The following is a 16,782-nucleotide window of genomic DNA, read 5'->3' as shown; positions in this document are numbered from 1 at the left end:
CGCTACGACCGCCCAGATGGGCACATCAAACCGCCCGAACGAACTCAGATCTGGATAAAACTTGGGGGCAAGGTCAACGCGACTATCCCGGTGACGACAATCATCAGGTAGAGCGCTGGAAGCAGGCGCCGCGCCCTTCGTTCGTAGAAGGCGATGAACGAAAACGAATTGGATTGAATGCCGGTCCAGATGAGCCGGGAGATCACATAACCGGAGATGACGAAGAAGATATCGACGCCGACAAACCCGCCGCCAAAGCCTGGCAACTCGAAATGAAATCCAATGACCGAAATCACGGCTACGGCGCGCAGCCAATCGATGTCCGGCCGGTATTCCAAAACCCTTGTGCGCGTCATGCTGGTAGCCTGGGCGGGCCGTTCGCCCTAACGAGTTACCTGCTGACATGTCCGCAAATGGATTGCAACGCTCCGAAACACACGGAAATACCGTTCTTGGTTGGTGTATCCGAATTGCCGCACTATCCCACGGTCCCGCCGCGTGGGGACGCCGACGGATCGCAGGCCCAGCGGGAGGCCATTCGCCTGCGGGGGTGCATCCCGCGAGCATCAAGAGAACTCGCACTCGGTCCCGATCCCGGTGCTGACTTCGAGGCGGTGATTGGAAGCCCGACGCGCAAGAGAGAATGGCAGCACCGTCAAGGCCAACATGCCGGCAAGCCGGATCATTCACTGCGCCAGCGCGTCCCCGCCCGACGCAGCTTTCGACACGAGGACCGCTCGTGTCGGTGACTGACCAGCCCTCCGCCTTGATTGCTCCGGCCTAGCAACGCGCTGTCGTCACGCAGCCAGACGTGCCGCGCGTACTCCCTCGATCATCATCCACGAAACGCCTGCCACGCTGACGCCTCAACTAGGCTCGACGCGAGACGCACGCGGGATCCACGCTCGATGATTGTGCGGCTGTTGTTTGATGAGCACACCCACCCGCGAGATTTCAGCGACCGCCTTCCGTCGTCACCACTCACATGATACCAGTCATGCCAAAGAAGCTGGCGAGCGAGTGGCGACATCGCCATAGCCGTTAACACCTCGCCACAAATCGGCCGAGGTCGAGGTGGGCTGCCTCTATACTTCGAGTTGCTTTTGCAACCGCATTGGCGTCGTACCTCGGACAGTGCTTATCGGCACCGGCCCGCGCAGGCTGAGCGCGTCTAAACCGCTTCCCTGAAGGAATTTAGCTTAAAAGCGTGCGACGCCGCGTCTCCGCAACCTGGCAACTTCTTTCAACAGCCAAAACGTGCAACAATACTGCACGCAACTAATATCAACCTCAGATTTAATTTACTGATCATTTACTTTCCGCAACTTTGCCCCAAAAACTGCACGATGCTGGGTTCCTCTTTCACAATTAGAACTCTTCTGGGGCCCTACAAAAACCACCTCCCCAGAAACGGGATCTAACAACCTCGGATATACTTTTCAAAACTCACTCTCCGTCTTCGTTTCGCGTACAGAGGTCCCACAATGACAACACTCATCAAGGCTCTCCCGACCCATCTCGAAGAGACCCGTATCGACTCCGAGAAGCTGCGCACGATCCTGATGCTCTGCGGCGCCACTGCGTTTGGCTTCATTCTCCACGCCACCTACGGTCTCGATCTCAGCTACGCCTTCTTCTGATTTGATCAGTCTGCCGGTCGAGGCCGGCGGCTCTTCATTGCCGGACGCAATCGGCGTCGGTCCGGGCTCGCGGGGTTATTGAACGGCCCCGCGCGTCGCCTTTTCGAAGTGATACGCGCCACGCGAAGAATATGGCAGATGCCGTCCATTGCAGGCTTGATCGTGCTTTTGCACAGCCTGGCCGCGCCGCTCCCACAATTCCGCCGCGACGACGCGACACGCTGAGGGTGTTGAGGATTGCGGTTGCTTGAGGACGAGTAGCGTCATGCGTTCACCAGTATATGATCTCTATCAGATGAAGCAGGATCGCTTGCCGAAAGGAGCCCGTTCGGCATGGCTGAGGACGAGGCCGAATGAGCCGCCGCCCGCCGCCGACGACTGGGTCTTCGTAGGCAAGGAACGGCATCCGAGCCGGTGGACGGTCGCGGAGATGAATGAAAAAGGCACCTGCTACCGCGAGATCCCGATCTGGCTGTCGAGCCGCCGCAGCATGATGGCTGGATCGGCGGCCGAAAGCGGCGCTCAGCCGCCGGCCGCTTGAGATTCATCGGAGATCGCTGACGATGGCCGCTACACGCCACGTTCGTCAGCAAGCCTCGTCAGGGCAATGAACGGGATCGGCGGTCCTACGCGAGTTGGACGCCGTAATAGTCGTCGACCTTGCGCCCCGCCCCGGCATCCCCCCAGTCCCACTCACGCTCGTCGGAATATTTCGGCGCGCCTCGCAGTTGGTTCTCGGTCACGCCGGTAACGTATCCGCCGAGTCGCGTGTCGTACTTCAGGGATTGCCAGGGCAACGGGTAGTGATCATTCCCAAGCCCGAGGAAACCGCCGAAGCCCAGGACGGCATACGAGACCCGCCCGCTCAGCTTGTCGATCATCACGCGTTCGATGGTGCCGATCTTGGTGTCGTCGGCGCCATAAACGGCCGTGCCTTCGACCTTGTCGCTTCCAATCAGGTTGCCATATTCGCGTTCATCGAGCATCGACGTCATGTGGTCCTCCCGGTGCGAGTGGATCGATAACGTTCGGCCGTCACCGGCCGTTCCCAAGAGCCTGAAGCGCTCTCAGTCGGCCTCCGACGGGTTACCGTCCTGCTCGGGATGACGTGTCGCCTCGCGGGACGGAGCATCCGGAGATGTGGTCTTATGAATCTGCTGCGCACGCTCCTTGTCGGCGGGCTGATCCTCACCGCGTCCTGTCCTGACGATTTCTTGGCCTTGCTGCGCCATCGGATGGCTCTCCTTGGTTGGTGATCCACGAAGGGCGCCGGATTGGATAGCGCTGACGCCGCTGCGATTCGATCGAAACGACGCGGGCCGCGCCTGTTCGTTCCCTCCTTGAGCCAACAGGCCGCAGAGCCGACCGCGCATCTGGCGCAACACGGTGCTTTGAGCGATCCAAACGAAACGTTGGCGATCTCAGGCTGTTGACCACGTCCATCGAGGAGACGTTCTGCCGGCGGCTGGTGCAACAGACCGTCGAAGCACTCGGCGGACTCGACATTGTCGTCAATAACACCCGCGCGGCAGCAGACGCGTCAGTCGACCCTGGATGTCTCGTCCGAAGATTTCGACGCGACGATGAAAACCAATATCTATGCCCCGTTCTGGATCATCAAGGCCGCCCTGCCCCATCTGAAGCCGGGATCGGTCATCATCGGCACCTTGTCCGAGCAAGCCTATGATGGCTCTGCGGATCTCTACGACTATGCGCAAACAAAGGCGGCGACCATGAACCATGTGAAGTCGTTGGCCAAGCAGCTCGGACCGCGCGTGAACGCCGTCGCGCCCGGGCCGATCTGGACGCCGCTTCAGGTCTCCGGCGGGGCCACGATGGAGAAGATGGAGAAGTTCGGCTGCCGCTGGTTCAGATGTGGGTGATGGGCTGCGGCAGCGAATACGCTTCCGTATGCACCTGACGAATCGTCGTGAACGCGGCGACGGCCGAGGCCAGGCTGAAAGCCGTCAGCAGCGCAATGAGAACGGTGCGGGGGGTCATGGGACGCTCCTCCATCCAGATTGGTTACTCGCGTAGCGCGGTCCGGAACTCGCCGAGCGGTGCGATTTCGCCATCGAGCCAATCCTGCTGGAGCGCGAGCGCTTTCCAGCCTTGGGCCATGCGTCGATAGCGCCGGAACGCCGGCTCTCCGTCGGCGCGCTCCGCGAGTTGGAGACAGTTGTCTGCGTTCTCTCTGAAAAGATCCGATCGTTTCATCTCAATCAGCTGGGAGCCACGGCGGACCGCCGCAACTCTGTTACACGATATTAATGTTCGCTCTGGGCTGGTGGAACATGGCGCACGTTGCAGCGCGGGCCCTGCTCAGAAGTGACGCGACACTGTCGTGAAGGGCCTGCATTCTTAGGCGTCTCGGGATCTTCGGATCCGTCGGCATCTCGGCGCCATTGCTTCCGGCATCCCCGTCTCTGCCGTGGTTTCCATTGCTAGTCCCGTTCGGAGGCATCAAGACAGCAGCAACAGCGAACTTGAGGCGGGTTCTCCTCTTACTCGAATGAGGCACGCCCCCTTTCCCCGTTCCAATGGAAATCGCCTCCTTCGTCAGCGACGAATACATGGGAACCCTTTTCCTGGAGTGGAGTTGAAGCACTCGCGCCAGTAAAGGCCGGTTCCATCAGCCTTGGAAATCGGCATCCTGGCTTGATTTGAGTAGTTGCGGCGGCTTCTATGGCCGCCGGCTATCCGAGTCTCGGATTTTTGCTGGTAGACGGTCTGCCACGGGGAACTTGATGAGCGATCTCGATTCTGCTGTCGGTCCGATGCCCCAGCGCCAAGGGTTTGGCCGTCAAGGCAACGGAGCCGAGGCGGCCGATGCCAGCCAGGATCTGCTCCGCGTCCTCCAGGCTATGCGTTCCGGAGATTTCTCCGTGCGCATGAACGGCGACTATCTCGGTATCGACGGCAAGATCGCTGACACGTTCAACGAGATCATTGCAGCCAACGAGCGGATGGCGCAGCAGCTCGAGCGCGTCGGCCAGGTCGTGGGACGGGAGGGAAAGACGCGCCAGCGCGTGCGGTTCGGCATCGCCAGCGGCTCATGGGCGGATATGGAGAGCTCGATCAACACGTTGATCGACGATCTTCTATGGCCCACCCGCGAGGTGACTCGCGCGGTCGCCGCCGTGGCCCAAGGCGACCTCCTGCAGACCGTGAAACTGGACGTCGATGGCCGGCCTCTGGGCGGCGAGTTCCTGCAGTCGGCGACCATCGTCAACACGATGATCAAGCAGCTCAGCGTCTTCACGTCCGAAGTGACCCGCGTGGCGCGCGAGGTCGGCACCGAGGGCAAGCTCGGCGGCCAGGCCCAGGTTCCCGAAGTCACGGGCGTCTGGAAGGACCTGACCGAGAGCGTCAACTCCATGGCCAACAATCTCACCGGCCAGGTCCGCAACATCGCGGAGGTGACGATCGCGGTCGCCAATGGCGACCTGTCGAAGAAGATCACGGTCGACGTTCGTGGCGAGATCCTGCAGCTGAAGGAAGCCATCAACACGATGGTCGATCAGCTCAGGTCGTTCGCGTCGGAGGTGACGCGTGTGGCGCGCGAGGTCGGCACCGACGGCAAGCTCGGAGGTCAGGCCATCGTTCCCGGCGTTGCCGGCACCTGGAAGGACCTCACCGACTCCGTCAACGCGATGTGCGGCAACCTCACCGCTCAGGTCCGCAACATCGCCAACGTCACCACGGCGGTCGCCCGCGGTGACCTGTCACGCAAGATCACGGTCGACGTGCGCGGCGAGATCCTGGAGCTGAAGGACACCATCAACACGATGGTCGACCAGCTCAACGCCTTCGCATCCGAGGTGACGCGCGTGGCGCGCGAGGTCGGCACCGAGGGCAAGCTCGGCGGCCAGGCGCAGGTGCCCGGCGTTGCCGGCACCTGGAAGGATTTGACCGACAACGTGAACTTCATGGCGTCGAACCTGACGGCACAGGTCCGCAACATCGCCGACGTCGCCACAGCCATCGCCAGCGGCGACCTGTCGAAAAAGATCACGGTCAACGTCTCCGGCGAGATCCTTCAGCTGAAGGAAACGCTGAACACAATGGTCGACCAGCTCAATGCGTTCGCCGGCGAGGTCACGCGCGTGGCGCGCGAGGTGGGCACCGACGGTCGGCTCGGCGGCCAGGCCAACGTGCTCGGCGTCGCCGGCACCTGGAAGGATCTCACCGAGAGCGTCAACTCGATGGCGTCGAACCTGACGGCGCAGGTCCGCAACATCGCGGAAGTGACGACCGCCGTCGCCAATGGCGACCTGTCGAAGAAGATCACCGTCGACGTGCGCGGCGAGATCCTGGAGCTGAAGGACACCATCAACACGATGGTCGACCAGCTCAACGCGTTCGCCGGCGAGGTGACCCGCGTCGCCCGCGAGGTCGGCACCGAGGGCAAGCTCGGCGGGCAGGCCATGGTGCGCGGAGTCGCGGGCACCTGGAAGGACCTGACCGACAGCGTCAACTCGATGGCCTCGAACCTAACAGGCCAGGTCCGCAACATCGCGGAGGTCGCCACCGCCGTCGCCAAGGGCGACCTGTCGAAGAAGATCACGGTCAACGTCTCCGGCGAGATCCTTCAGCTGAAGGAGACGTTGAACACGATGGTGGACCAGCTCAACGCCTTCGCCGGCGAAGTGACGCGCGTGGCGCGCGAGGTCGGCACGGACGGCAAGCTCGGCGGACAGGCCGAGGTGCCCGGCGTCGCCGGCACCTGGAAGGATCTCACCGACAGCGTCAACTCGATGGCCGGCAATTTGACGGCGCAGGTGCGCAACATCGCCGAGGTGGCAACGGCGATCGCCGGAGGCGACCTGTCGCGCAAGATCACCGTCGACGTGCGCGGCGAGATACTGAGCCTCAAAGAGACGCTGAACACGATGGTCGATCAGCTCAACCGCTTCGCGGGCGAGGTGACGCGCGTCGCGCGCGAGGTCGGCACCGAGGGCCGGCTCGGCGGCCAGGCCAACGTGCCCGGCGTCGCCGGCACCTGGAAGGATCTCACCGACAGCGTCAACTCGATGGCCGGCAATCTGACGGCTCAGGTCCGCAACATCGCCGAGGTGACCACGGCCGTGGCGCGCGGCGACCTGTCGCGCAAGATCACCGTCGACGTGAAGGGCGAGATCCTCGAGCTGAAGAACACCATCAACACTATGGTCGATCAGCTCAACGCCTTCGCCTCCGAAGTGACGCGCGTGGCGCGCGAGGTCGGCACCGAAGGCAAGTTGGGCGGCCAGGCCGAGGTGCCGGAAGTCGCGGGCACCTGGAAGGATTTGACCGACAGCGTCAACTTCATGGCCTCGAACCTGACGGCCCAGGTGCGCAACATCGCCGAGGTCGCGACCGCGATCGCCGGCGGCGACCTGTCGAAAAAGATCACCGTCGACGTGCGCGGCGAGATCCTGCTGCTCAAGGATACCCTGAACACGATGGTGGAGCAGTTGCGCTCGTTCGCGGCCGAAGTGACGCGCGTCGCGCGCGAGGTCGGCACCGAGGGCCGGTTGGGCGGCCAGGCCGTTGTGCCCGGTGTCGGCGGCACGTGGAAGGACCTGACCGACAACGTCAATCTGCTCGCCGCCAACCTGACCACGCAGGTCCGCAACATCGCCGAGGTGACCACCGCCGTGGCGCGCGGCGACCTGTCGCGCAAGATCACCGTCGACGTGAAGGGCGAGATCCTCGAGCTGAAGAACACCATCAACACCATGGTCGATCAGCTCAACGCCTTCGCCGGCGAGGTGACGCGCGTGGCACGCGAGGTCGGCACCGAGGGCAAGCTCGGCGGACAGGCGCAGGTGCCGGGCGTTGCCGGTACCTGGAAGGACCTCACCGATACCGTGAACTTCATGGCCGCGAATCTGACCGAGCAGGTCCGCGGCATCGTCAAGGTCGTGACCGCCGTCGCCAATGGCGATCTCAAGCAGAACCTCACGGTCAAATCGAAGGGCGAGGTCGCAGCGCTCGCCGAAACCATCAACAACATGACGGAGACGCTGGCGACCTTCGCCGACCAGGTGACGAGCGTTGCCCGCGAGGTCGGCGTCGAGGGCCGGCTCGGCGGCCAGGCCAACGTGCCCGGCGCGGCCGGCACGTGGAAGGATCTGACCGGCAACGTCAACCTGCTCGCGGCCAACCTGACATCCCAGGTGCGCGCCATCGCCGAGGTCGCGACGGCCGTGACCAAGGGCGATCTCACCCGCTCCATCCAGGTCGATGCCCGCGGCGAGGTGTCCGAGCTCAAAGACAACATCAATACGATGATCACCAATCTGAGGCTCACCACCGACCTCAACACGGAGCAGGACTGGCTCAAGACCAACCTGGCCAAGTTCACCAACATGCTGCAGGGCCAGCGCGACCTGACCACCGTCGGCCGCCTGCTGCTGACCGAGCTGACGCCGCTGGTGAACGCCCACCGCGGTGTGATCTACCAGGTCGAGACCGAGTCCACCCCACAGCTGCGCCTGCTTGCCTCATACGCCGATGACGGCATCTATCCTCACCGGACGCACGTCCAGTTCGGCGAGGGGCTGATCGGACAATGCGCAATCGACAAGCGACAGCGGCTCGTCTCCGAGATTCCATCCGACGTCATCCCCGTGGGCTCCGCCCTGCTCCGCGCCGTCCCGAAGAACCTCGTGGTGCTGCCGGTGTTGTTCGAGAACCAGGTCAAGGCGGTGATCGAGCTGGCGTCGCTTAGTTTGTTCACGACGTCGCAGATGACGTTCCTCGAGCAGCTCACCGACTCCATCGGTATCGTGCTCAATTCGATCGAAGCCACGATGCAGACCGAAGGGCTGTTGAAGCAGTCGCAGCAGCTCGCCGCGGAGCTTCAGACCCAGCAGCGCGAGCTGCAACAGACCAACGAGCAGCTCGAGCAGAAGGCGCAACAGCTCGCCGAGCGCAACGTCGAGGTCGAGCGCAAGAACCAGGAGATCGAGCAGGCCCGCCGCGCGCTCGAGGAAAAGGCGACCGAGCTCGCGCTGACATCCAAGTACAAGTCCGAGTTCCTCGCCAACATGTCGCACGAGCTGCGCACGCCGCTCAACAGCATCCTGATCCTCGGCCAGCAACTGACCGAGAATCCGGACGGCAATCTCACCCTCAAGCAGGTCGAGTTCGCCCGCACCATCCATGGCGCCGGCACCGATCTGCTCAATCTGATCAGCGACATCCTCGATCTCTCCAAGATCGAGTCCGGCACCGTGACGGTCGATGCCGAGGAGATCCTCACCACCAACCTCCTGGAGACCGTGGGACGTCCGTTCCGCCACGAGGCGGAAAATCGCCTGCTCGCCTTCAACATCGACGTCGACCCGAACCTTGCGCGTAGCATCGTCACGGATTCCAAGCGCCTGCAGCAGGTGTTGAAGAATCTGCTCTCGAACGCCTTCAAGTTCACCTCTGAAGGAGGGGTGCGCTTGAAGGTATCTGCGGCGCTCGGCGGATGGAGCGCAGAACATCCGGTGCTCAACACTGCGCCGGCCGTGATCGCGTTCGAAGTCTCGGACACCGGCATCGGCATTCCGCAAGACAAGCAGAAGCTGATCTTCGAGGCGTTCCAGCAGGCGGATGCCGGCACGAGCCGCAAATATGGTGGCACCGGCCTCGGGCTCGCGATCAGCCGCGAGCTCGCCAACCTCCTGGGCGGCGAGATCCATCTCAAGAGCGCACCCGGCAAGGGCAGCACCTTCACGCTCTATCTGCCGCTCAAATATTCAGGTCCCGCAACGACGCCGCGCGTCAGTGCGGCGTCGCCCGTTCCCTACGTTCAACCCCCAGCCCTACAGCAAGCGGCCGCGCCGGAGCGCGGGATCGAGCCCCCGCCGGACGATCGTCTCGATCTCGAACCCGGCGATACGATCCTGCTCGTGGTCGAGGACGATCCACACTACGCGCGCGTCCTGATCGACCTTGCGCGCGACAAGGGCTTCAAGGTCCTGATCGCCGGCCGCGGCGCCGAGGCGCTGGACCTCGCCAAGCAGTATCAACCGGCCGCGATCTCTCTCGACGTCTTCCTGCCGGACATGCTCGGCTGGACCGTTCTGAGCCAGCTCAAGCACAATCCGCTGACGCGGCACATCCCGGTGCAGATCATCACGCTCGACGAAGACCGCCAGCACGCTTTGGCGCGTGGCGCCTTCTCCTTTGTCAGCAAGCCCACGACAACGGAAGGCGTCAGCGCGGCCCTGTCGCAGATCAAGGAATACGCCAAGCCGCGACGCAAGCGGCTGCTGATCGTCGAGGACAACGCGGCCGAGCAACTCAGCATCCGCCAGCTGTTGGATCACGACGACATCGAGATCATCGCGGCGGATACGGGAGCTTCGGCGCTCGAGACGCTGCGCAGCGCGCCGTGCGATTGCGTGGTTCTCGATCTGCGGCTGCCCGACATGAGCGGGTTCGACGTACTCGATCAATTGCGCTCCGACGATTTTTTGTCGAGCGTTCCGGTGGTCGTCTTCACCGGGCGGGAATTGTCGGCCGAGGAGGATGCGGAACTGCATACGATGGCGCGCAGCATCGTCGTCAAGGGCGTCGAGTCGCCGGAGCGGCTGCTCGACGAGACGTCGTTGTTCTTGCACCGTGTGATTACGGAACTGCCGCTCGAGAAGCAGCGCATGCTCGAGAAGCTGAACAGTTCCGACGAAGATCTGATCGGCAAGACGGTGCTTCTGGTCGACGACGACGCCCGCAACATCTTTGCTCTCTCCAGCGTGCTGGAACGCCGCGGCATGAAAGTGCTGACGGCCACCACCGGAAGCGAAGCGATCGACCTGGTGCAGAGCAATCCCGCGATCGCGATCGTCCTCATGGACATCATGATGCCGCAGATGGATGGTTACCAGACGATCGGCGTCATTAGGCAGAATCCCGCCTTCGTCCGGCTCCCCATCATCGCGTTGACCGCGAAAGCCATGAAGGGAGACCGCGAGAAGTGTCTCGAAGCTGGCGCCTCCGATTATCTGGCAAAACCCGTCAACACCGAGCAGCTGCTCCTTGCGATCCGCATGTGGCTGCACCGCTGAACGGTTCATCATGATGGAACATGCGAAGGTCAACATCCTCCTGGTCGACGATCAGCCGGCGAAGCTGCTGGCTTACGAGGTCATCCTGAAGGAACTCGGCGAGAAACTCGTAGTCGCCACCTCCGGGCGCGAGGCGCTCGAAATTCTGTTGAAGAACGAGATCGCGGTGATCCTCGTCGACGTCTGCATGCCCGAGCTCGACGGCTTCGAACTGGCGCAAATGATCCGTGAGCATCCGAGGTTCCAGAAGATTGCGATCATCTTCATCTCCGCCATCCAGGTGAGCGACTTCGATCGCCTTCGTGGCTATGAGATGGGCGCCGTCGACTACGTACCGGTTCCCGTCGTGCCGGAGGTGCTGCGCGCCAAGATCAAGGTTTTTGCCGAGCTCTATCGCAAGACACGCGAGCTGGAACATCTCAACCTTGAGCTGGAGGACCGGGTACGGGCCCGCACGGCCGAGCTTGAGCGATCGACAGCAAAGCTCGTCGAGAGCGAGCAGCGTCGGAGCATGGCGATCGCGGCCGGCAGGATGGGCTCGTGGGACTGGGACGGTGTCAATGGCGATTGGATGTGGGACGAGGGCCAGTACCGTATCTTCGGCGTCTCGCCTCAGAGCTTCGAGCTGAACACCGTGAACATCATGGCGCTCCTGCACCGGGAGGATGCCGAGCGTGCCCGCCAGGTGGTCGGGGAATTCAGCCGAGGCACGACATCGTATGAGGCTGAGTTCCGGATCAACCGGCCCGATGGCGAAGAACGCTGGTGCGTCGGAACGGCCGCAGCGACAACCGACAGGACCGGTCGCGTGATCCGCGTCAGCGGGGTCACGATCGACATCACCGAGCGCAAACGCGCCGAGGAACGCCAGAACCTGCTGACCCGCGAGGTCGATCATCGCGCCAAGAATGCGCTGACCTTGGCCCAGTCGATCGTTCGCCTGACAAAAGCCGACAGCGTGAAGACCTATGTCGACGCGGTAGAGGGGCGCATCAGCGCGCTGGCCCGCGTACACACCATCCTCTCGCTATCAAGCTGGGAAGGTGCGAAGATAAGCAGGCTGGTGGCCGAAGAACTCGCGCCCTATGCGACTGGCGGCCAGGTCGCCTTCGACGGCGCCGAGCTGCAACTCGAGCCGGCGACCGCGCAGACGCTGGCGCTGGCGCTGCACGAGCTGGTGACAAACTCGGCCAAATACGGCGCGCTGTCGGTCCGCTCCGGGCATCTCTCACTCAAATGGACCATCGAGAATGAGCGCCTGGATCTGATCTGGATTGAAACCGGCGGTCCCTTGGTGCGCGCGCCGACCTCGCGCGGCTTCGGCACGCGCAGCCTGATGGCCAGTGTGGAAAGCCAGCTCGGTGGGCGCGCCTCGTTCGACTGGCGTCCCGAAGGATTGGTGTGCCGGCTGGTCGTCCCGCTCCGCCCCGGCGCGACCCCGCCGGAGATCACAAGCCCTTGCGCAACGGTGGCGCCGGGCGACGCACGACAACGGGCTGCCGGCTGACCGCTCCGGACGGCTCAGGCGGCCATGTCGCGCGAGATCCGGACCGGGATCGACTTGGCGGCGGGCACCTTGCTCCCCTCCGCGTAGTGCCATAGCGGAATCAATCCGTTGCATTCGGGGTAGTAGGCCGCGACGCTGTAGCGCGGAATGTCGAACGCCACTGCCTGGAGCCCGCCCAGCGAGCGCGCCACGCCGTCATCGGCCTCGGTCGAAAGCCGAACCAGTTCGCCCTGCTTGATGCCCAGATCAGCCATGTCGCTCGCGTTCATGAAAACGATCTGACGGCCACCCGTGACGCCGCGAAATCGGTCGTCCTCGTTGTAGATGGTGGTGTTGAACTGGCCGTCGGCGCGCAAGGTCATCAACTGGTACACGCCATTGCCTTCCTCCGGCGGATTGAGTGCCGCCTTGGGCACAGTGAAGTTCGCCTTGCCGGTCGATGTCTTCCATTTGCGTTCGCGGGCGCCAATGGGCCGCGGAAAGCCGCCGGGCTGAAACAGGCGCTTGTTGAAGTCCTTGAACTGGTCGGGATAGGTGCGCTCGATGGCATCTCTGACGCGCGCGTAGTTGCCGACCCAGGCATCCCAGTCGACTCGCGGATTTGGCTTCAGGGTGGCCTTGGCGAGACCGGCGACAATGGCTGGTTCGGACAACAGGGTCTCGGCGACCGGCTGGCGCTGGCCGCGCGAGCCGTGAATGCAGGTAGTGGAGTCCTCCATCGAGACCGCCTGCTCTCCGCCCGCCTGCCGGTCGATTTCGATGCGGCCGAGGCACGGCAACAGATAGGTCACCTCGCCTGGAACGAGGTGACTGCGATTGAGCTTGGTTGCGATCTGCACCGACAGCCGCAGCTTCGACCATGCCGGCTCCATCAGCGAACGTTCCGGAACGGCGCGCAGGAAATTGCCGCCGAGGCTGACGAAGCCCTTCACATCGCCCTTGATGATGCCCTGGCAGGCATCGACCGTGCTGAGACCGTCCCAGCGCGGCGGCTCGAAAGAATAGAGCTCGGCCAGCTTGTCGAGCGGCACGAGCTTGGTCTTCTCCGAGATTCCCACGGTACGCTGCCCCTGCACGTTGGAATGGCCGCGGACAGGCGAGATACCCGCCCCGGGCTTCCCGATGTTGCCGCGCAATAGCAGCAGATTCACGATCATCTTGGCTGTCTCGACGCCATGGCGATGCTGGGTAATTCCCATCCCATAGTTGGCTATGACGGCGTGTGAGCCTGCGTAGACCTTGGCGGCCTCCAGAATAGCGCTGCGCGTGAGGCCGGAGGAGCGTTCGATATCGCTCCACGATGCCTGCCGACAGCAAGTTGCGAAAGCTTCGAAGCCGGACGTGTGCTGCTCGATGAAGGCGACATCGAGCACGCGCGGGCTCTTGGTCGCGACCGCGGCATCATCCGCCTCGATCACGGCCTTGCACAATCCGAGTAGCGCCGCACCATCGCCGCCAATGCGCAGCTGATGATACTGCGTGCTGATCCGCGTTCCCCCGGTCAGCACCATTTGAATGGGATTTTGCGGATTGGTGAAGCGCTCCAGCCCACGCTCCCGCAGCGGATTGAACGTAATGATGGGCACGCCGCGTTGTGCCGCCTTCTGCAACGGATGCAGCATGCGCGGCGAGTTGGTCGTCGTGTTCTGGCCGAAGAAGAAGAAGCAATCCGCCTTGTCGAAATCCTCAAGGAGCACCGTACCGACGGGGACGCCAATCACCTCCGGCAGAGCCACTGATGTGGATTCGTGGCACATGTTGGAGCTGTCGGGAAAATTGTTGGTGCCGTACATGCGGCCGAACAACTGATACATGTAGCTGGTCTCGAGCGAAGCCCGGCCCGAGGTGTACATCACGACCGAATGCGGATCGAGATTGTTCAACTCCGCGCCGACGTCACGAAAGACCTCCTCCCAGCTCACGGCGACATAGCGATCCGCCGCAGCATCGTAGCGCAGGGGATGAGCAAGACGCCCTTGCTCTTCCAGCTGATGATCCGACCAGGTCCGCAACTCAGCTAGCGTGTGCCTAGCAAAGAACTCCGGTCCGACTGTCTTGCCGGTGATTTCCCAAGCGGTCGCCTTGGCGCCATTCTCGCAGAATTCGAACGGGTGCGGCTTTGCCGGCTTGGCCCAGGAGCAGCTGACGCACATGAAGCCGCCTGGCTTGTTCTGTTTGAGCAGGATCTCGCTGCCGAGCAGCGTGACCTCCTCCTGCGTCAGGATGCTCGCGACCGCGCGCACCGATCCCCAACCGCCAGCCGGAGCCTTGTAGTCCTCGATTTTTGCTTTCTCACTCACGACACATCTCCCGCGGCCCGTTCAAGAGCGGCAAACCCGGGATGAGCAGCGAAGTTCCGACGTCTCACCGAACGTTGCGAGGCCGTCGACCACTGGCCAATGTGCGATCGGGGGCGGAATTGGGAACGACCCGGCCCGCCGCGCGTCATTTCTGGGCCTCTGGCGGCGTTCCCCCATCGCGCTGGAGGCGCTCCGTGTGGACTGCGGCCCAGCGTCCGAACACCTTCGGACGCTGGGCCCGTCCCCGCGCCCCGATCGCTGCGGACTCAGGCCGCATTGCGTTTGAGATGGCGGCCTTCCTTGACCGCTTCGATGATCTTGGCGCTGAAGGCTTCCAGATCGCTGGGATTACGCGACGTGATCACGCCCTCATCGACCACGACCTCCGCGTCCTGCCACTGCGCACCGGCATTGGCGACGTCCGTCTTGATCGATTTGTAGGACGTCATCTTGCGCCCCTTGGCAATTCCTGTCTCGATCAGGAGCCACGGCGCATGACAGACCGCCGCAACGATCTTCTTGGCTTCGAAGATCTCCTTGATGAATCGCAGTGCCTTCGGCTCCAGACGCAGCAGATCCGGATTGATCTGGCCGCCGGGCAGCACGATGGCGTCGTAGTCCGCAGCAGAAGCCTGGTCCAAAGTCTTGTCGACCTTGACGGACCGTCCCCAATCCTTGTCATCCCAGCCCTTGATCTCGCCCGGCGCGAGCGAGATGATCTCGACGGTCGCGCCCGCCTGCTTGAGGCGATCGCGCGGCACTTCGAGCTCGGATTGTTCGAACCCGTTGGTCGCGAGGATCGCGATCTTCTTTCCCTTGATGTCCATTGAATTCTCCTGGAAATTCGACACCGCGGGCAACCTCGCGCTTGCGTCCATGTTCCGCCGGGCGGGCCGGACGGATCGTCACAACTGGTCGATCGGATCGGCACTCTCCTGCGTGGAACCAGCCAGCACCTGCAGCAGTTTGTCTGGACGTGCCTGCCTCGAATGGACGGCCGGCTTTGAGCAGCGCGGCATCGCTGCCTCGATGGATCGCAATCTGGAGGCGCTCGTGCCCTACGCATTGTTTGAGAATGACGAACAGCTGACCCGTCCGTTTCGTACCGAGCGCGAGGTCTGGGAGGCTGCGGAACAGGCTGATCTCATCACGCTCGGCACGCACGGCGAAAAGATCCTGGACAACAATTTCGAGATCAAATCGTGCGAGGCTACCGCGGAAGAGCTCATGACCGTGCCGCCGGACATCGTCTTGCCCGAGGCTCGTACCTCCGAACCAGCGCCAACGACGGCAGCCAACAGGAAGTCGCAGGGCTCCGCACACCCCAGCCAGGGTGCAACGGATCAGGATGAAGTCGGCTCGGGCGCGCCGAACAACGACCTGTCGCAAGCATCGAACCGCTGACGCACATCGGCCGGTCAGAGCCCTCGCGTCCGGAGGGTCCGTTTTTCGCTCTGGCTCCAGATGACTGGCATCGCTCCGCGATGCTCCCAACGCCGCCAGCATCTCATGCGTGCCGGGCGCCCCGCTGCTTGCGAGGCTGCAGGCTCGCCTGCTCCACCTTGAGCTGCTCGCGCTGCTGCCGCAGCCGCTCGAGAGTTTCCAGCATGCGCTGCAACAGCGCCTCGGCCGCGACTGTCGCCACTCCGGCTCGCCGCAGTTGCAAGATTTCACGACGCTGCCGCCCGACCTGTAGACGCATTCGATCGATCTCGTCTCGGACCCAACACAGATCGCGCATGGAACACCCATAGGCAAGCATCGCCGCAATCTAGAACAAATCATGAACTTACGCAAGCCATTCCACAGGCGGGGGCATCCGAACTGATCAATGAGATCGAGACGCTCGCGGGGGACTGGAGCGTTCGTGCCCCAAGTAATCAGGACAACAGATCGACAAATGGTATTCCCATGTTGCCGATGCCGGCCTGGAGCCGTCGCGAATCAAGACCTGGTTGTTTAGTCTTCGCGGCATTTCGCGGGAGTGCACCATGGTTGCGGACAGTGACAGCAAGGTTGCCTGGCATCGCGCCCAGCTCAAAAAGAATCGTGCGGTCTTGAAGCAGATCGAGACGGCCCGGTTCACCGTCGGCGAGAGCGCCGACGGGAAAGCGCTGGAACTGACCAAGCGGCAAGTCGCTGAGCTCCAGCTCAAGATTCGTGAGTCCGAGCAGGTCATTGCCCAGCACGATAAGCAGACGCGACGCCCGCTGGCGACCGACCTGCGTAGCCTCTCCAACGTCGCCTGGCGCAACTGGACGGGCAACGGCCCGCGCTGAGTGTGGGCTCCT

14 protein-coding genes and 1 pseudogene are annotated in these 16,782 nt (G+C 62.9%); 7 read left to right on the top strand and 8 right to left on the bottom strand.

Going from position 1 to position 16,782, the window contains the following annotated elements; genetic code table 11:
- Positions 1-44 precede the first annotated feature (44 nt).
- Positions 45-356: an acyltransferase gene (locus tag QW881_RS16340; RefSeq protein WP_315759709.1), complete on the bottom strand. Its 312-nt coding sequence runs from the start codon at positions 354-356 to the stop codon at positions 45-47.
- A 1,128-nt stretch (positions 357-1,484) separates the two neighbouring features.
- On the opposite strand from QW881_RS16340, the gene QW881_RS16335 reads away from it, so the two are divergent.
- Both QW881_RS16335 and QW881_RS16330 read left to right on the top strand, forming a co-directional pair.
- On the top strand, positions 1,485-1,640 hold the full coding sequence (locus QW881_RS16335; RefSeq protein ID WP_315738062.1) for a hypothetical protein: 156 nt from the start codon (positions 1,485-1,487) through the stop codon (positions 1,638-1,640).
- 265 nt (positions 1,641-1,905) lie between these two features.
- A complete protein-coding gene (locus tag QW881_RS16330; RefSeq protein WP_315738063.1) occupies positions 1,906-2,181 on the top strand; it encodes a hypothetical protein in 276 nt (91 codons plus the stop codon).
- An 85-nt stretch (positions 2,182-2,266) separates the two neighbouring features.
- Here QW881_RS16330 and QW881_RS16325 read toward each other — a convergent pair whose 3' ends face one another.
- Positions 2,267-2,635, bottom strand: a complete 369-nt coding sequence (locus tag QW881_RS16325) for a PRC-barrel domain-containing protein (protein ID WP_315738064.1) — start codon at positions 2,633-2,635, stop codon at positions 2,267-2,269.
- A 72-nt stretch (positions 2,636-2,707) separates the two neighbouring features.
- A complete protein-coding gene (locus QW881_RS16320) occupies positions 2,708-2,872 on the bottom strand; it encodes a hypothetical protein (protein WP_315759710.1) in 165 nt (54 codons plus the stop codon).
- Positions 2,873-3,054: 182 nt separating this feature from the next.
- Between QW881_RS16320 and QW881_RS16315 the strand changes: the two are divergent.
- Positions 3,055-3,499: pseudogene (locus tag QW881_RS16315) on the top strand (SDR family oxidoreductase); the annotation flags it as partial.
- 10 nt (positions 3,500-3,509) lie between these two features.
- Here QW881_RS16315 and QW881_RS16310 read toward each other — a convergent pair.
- Both QW881_RS16310 and QW881_RS16305 read right to left on the bottom strand, forming a co-directional pair.
- Positions 3,510-3,641 carry a hypothetical protein gene (locus tag QW881_RS16310; protein ID WP_315756589.1) on the bottom strand — a complete coding sequence of 44 codons (132 nt, stop codon included), beginning with the start codon at positions 3,639-3,641 and terminating at the stop codon, positions 3,510-3,512.
- 24 nt (positions 3,642-3,665) lie between these two features.
- Positions 3,666-3,857: a hypothetical protein gene (locus QW881_RS16305; protein WP_315756590.1), complete on the bottom strand. Its 192-nt coding sequence runs from the start codon at positions 3,855-3,857 to the stop codon at positions 3,666-3,668.
- Positions 3,858-4,504: 647 nt separating this feature from the next.
- On the opposite strand from QW881_RS16305, the gene QW881_RS16300 reads away from it, so the two are divergent.
- Entirely contained in the window at positions 4,505-10,684 is a 6,180-nt protein-coding gene (locus tag QW881_RS16300; RefSeq protein WP_315756763.1) for a HAMP domain-containing protein, read from the top strand.
- A gap of 13 nt (positions 10,685-10,697) precedes the next feature.
- Positions 10,698-12,191: an HWE histidine kinase domain-containing protein gene (locus QW881_RS16295; RefSeq protein ID WP_315756764.1), complete on the top strand. Its 1,494-nt coding sequence runs from the start codon at positions 10,698-10,700 to the stop codon at positions 12,189-12,191.
- 14 nt (positions 12,192-12,205) lie between these two features.
- Here the strand turns inward: QW881_RS16295 and QW881_RS16290 are convergent, their stop codons facing one another.
- Positions 12,206-14,491: an FdhF/YdeP family oxidoreductase gene (locus tag QW881_RS16290; RefSeq protein ID WP_315756591.1), complete on the bottom strand. Its 2,286-nt coding sequence runs from the start codon at positions 14,489-14,491 to the stop codon at positions 12,206-12,208.
- Positions 14,492-14,757: 266 nt separating this feature from the next.
- A complete protein-coding gene (locus QW881_RS16285; protein ID WP_315756592.1) occupies positions 14,758-15,318 on the bottom strand; it encodes a type 1 glutamine amidotransferase domain-containing protein in 561 nt (186 codons plus the stop codon).
- On the opposite strand from QW881_RS16285, the gene QW881_RS16280 reads away from it, so the two are divergent.
- Positions 15,311-15,895 (top strand): hypothetical protein, encoded by a 585-nt coding sequence (locus tag QW881_RS16280; protein ID WP_315756593.1) that lies wholly within the window; start codon positions 15,311-15,313, stop codon positions 15,893-15,895. The genes QW881_RS16285 and QW881_RS16280 overlap by 8 nt on opposite strands.
- A gap of 103 nt (positions 15,896-15,998) precedes the next feature.
- Here the strand turns inward: QW881_RS16280 and QW881_RS16275 are convergent, their stop codons facing one another.
- Entirely contained in the window at positions 15,999-16,193 is a 195-nt protein-coding gene (locus QW881_RS16275) for a hypothetical protein (protein WP_315756594.1), read from the bottom strand.
- A gap of 289 nt (positions 16,194-16,482) precedes the next feature.
- Here QW881_RS16275 and QW881_RS16270 point away from each other — a divergent pair, with 289 nt between their 5' ends.
- On the top strand, positions 16,483-16,770 hold the full coding sequence (locus QW881_RS16270; RefSeq protein WP_315738073.1) for a hypothetical protein: 288 nt from the start codon (positions 16,483-16,485) through the stop codon (positions 16,768-16,770).
- Positions 16,771-16,782 lie beyond the last annotated feature (12 nt).

It is taken from the genome of Bradyrhizobium sp. SZCCHNS3016, from assembly GCF_032484535.1.
In the GTDB taxonomy this organism is placed as follows: domain Bacteria; phylum Pseudomonadota; class Alphaproteobacteria; order Rhizobiales; family Xanthobacteraceae; genus Bradyrhizobium.
This window is presented reverse-complemented; position numbering and strand designations above follow the sequence as displayed.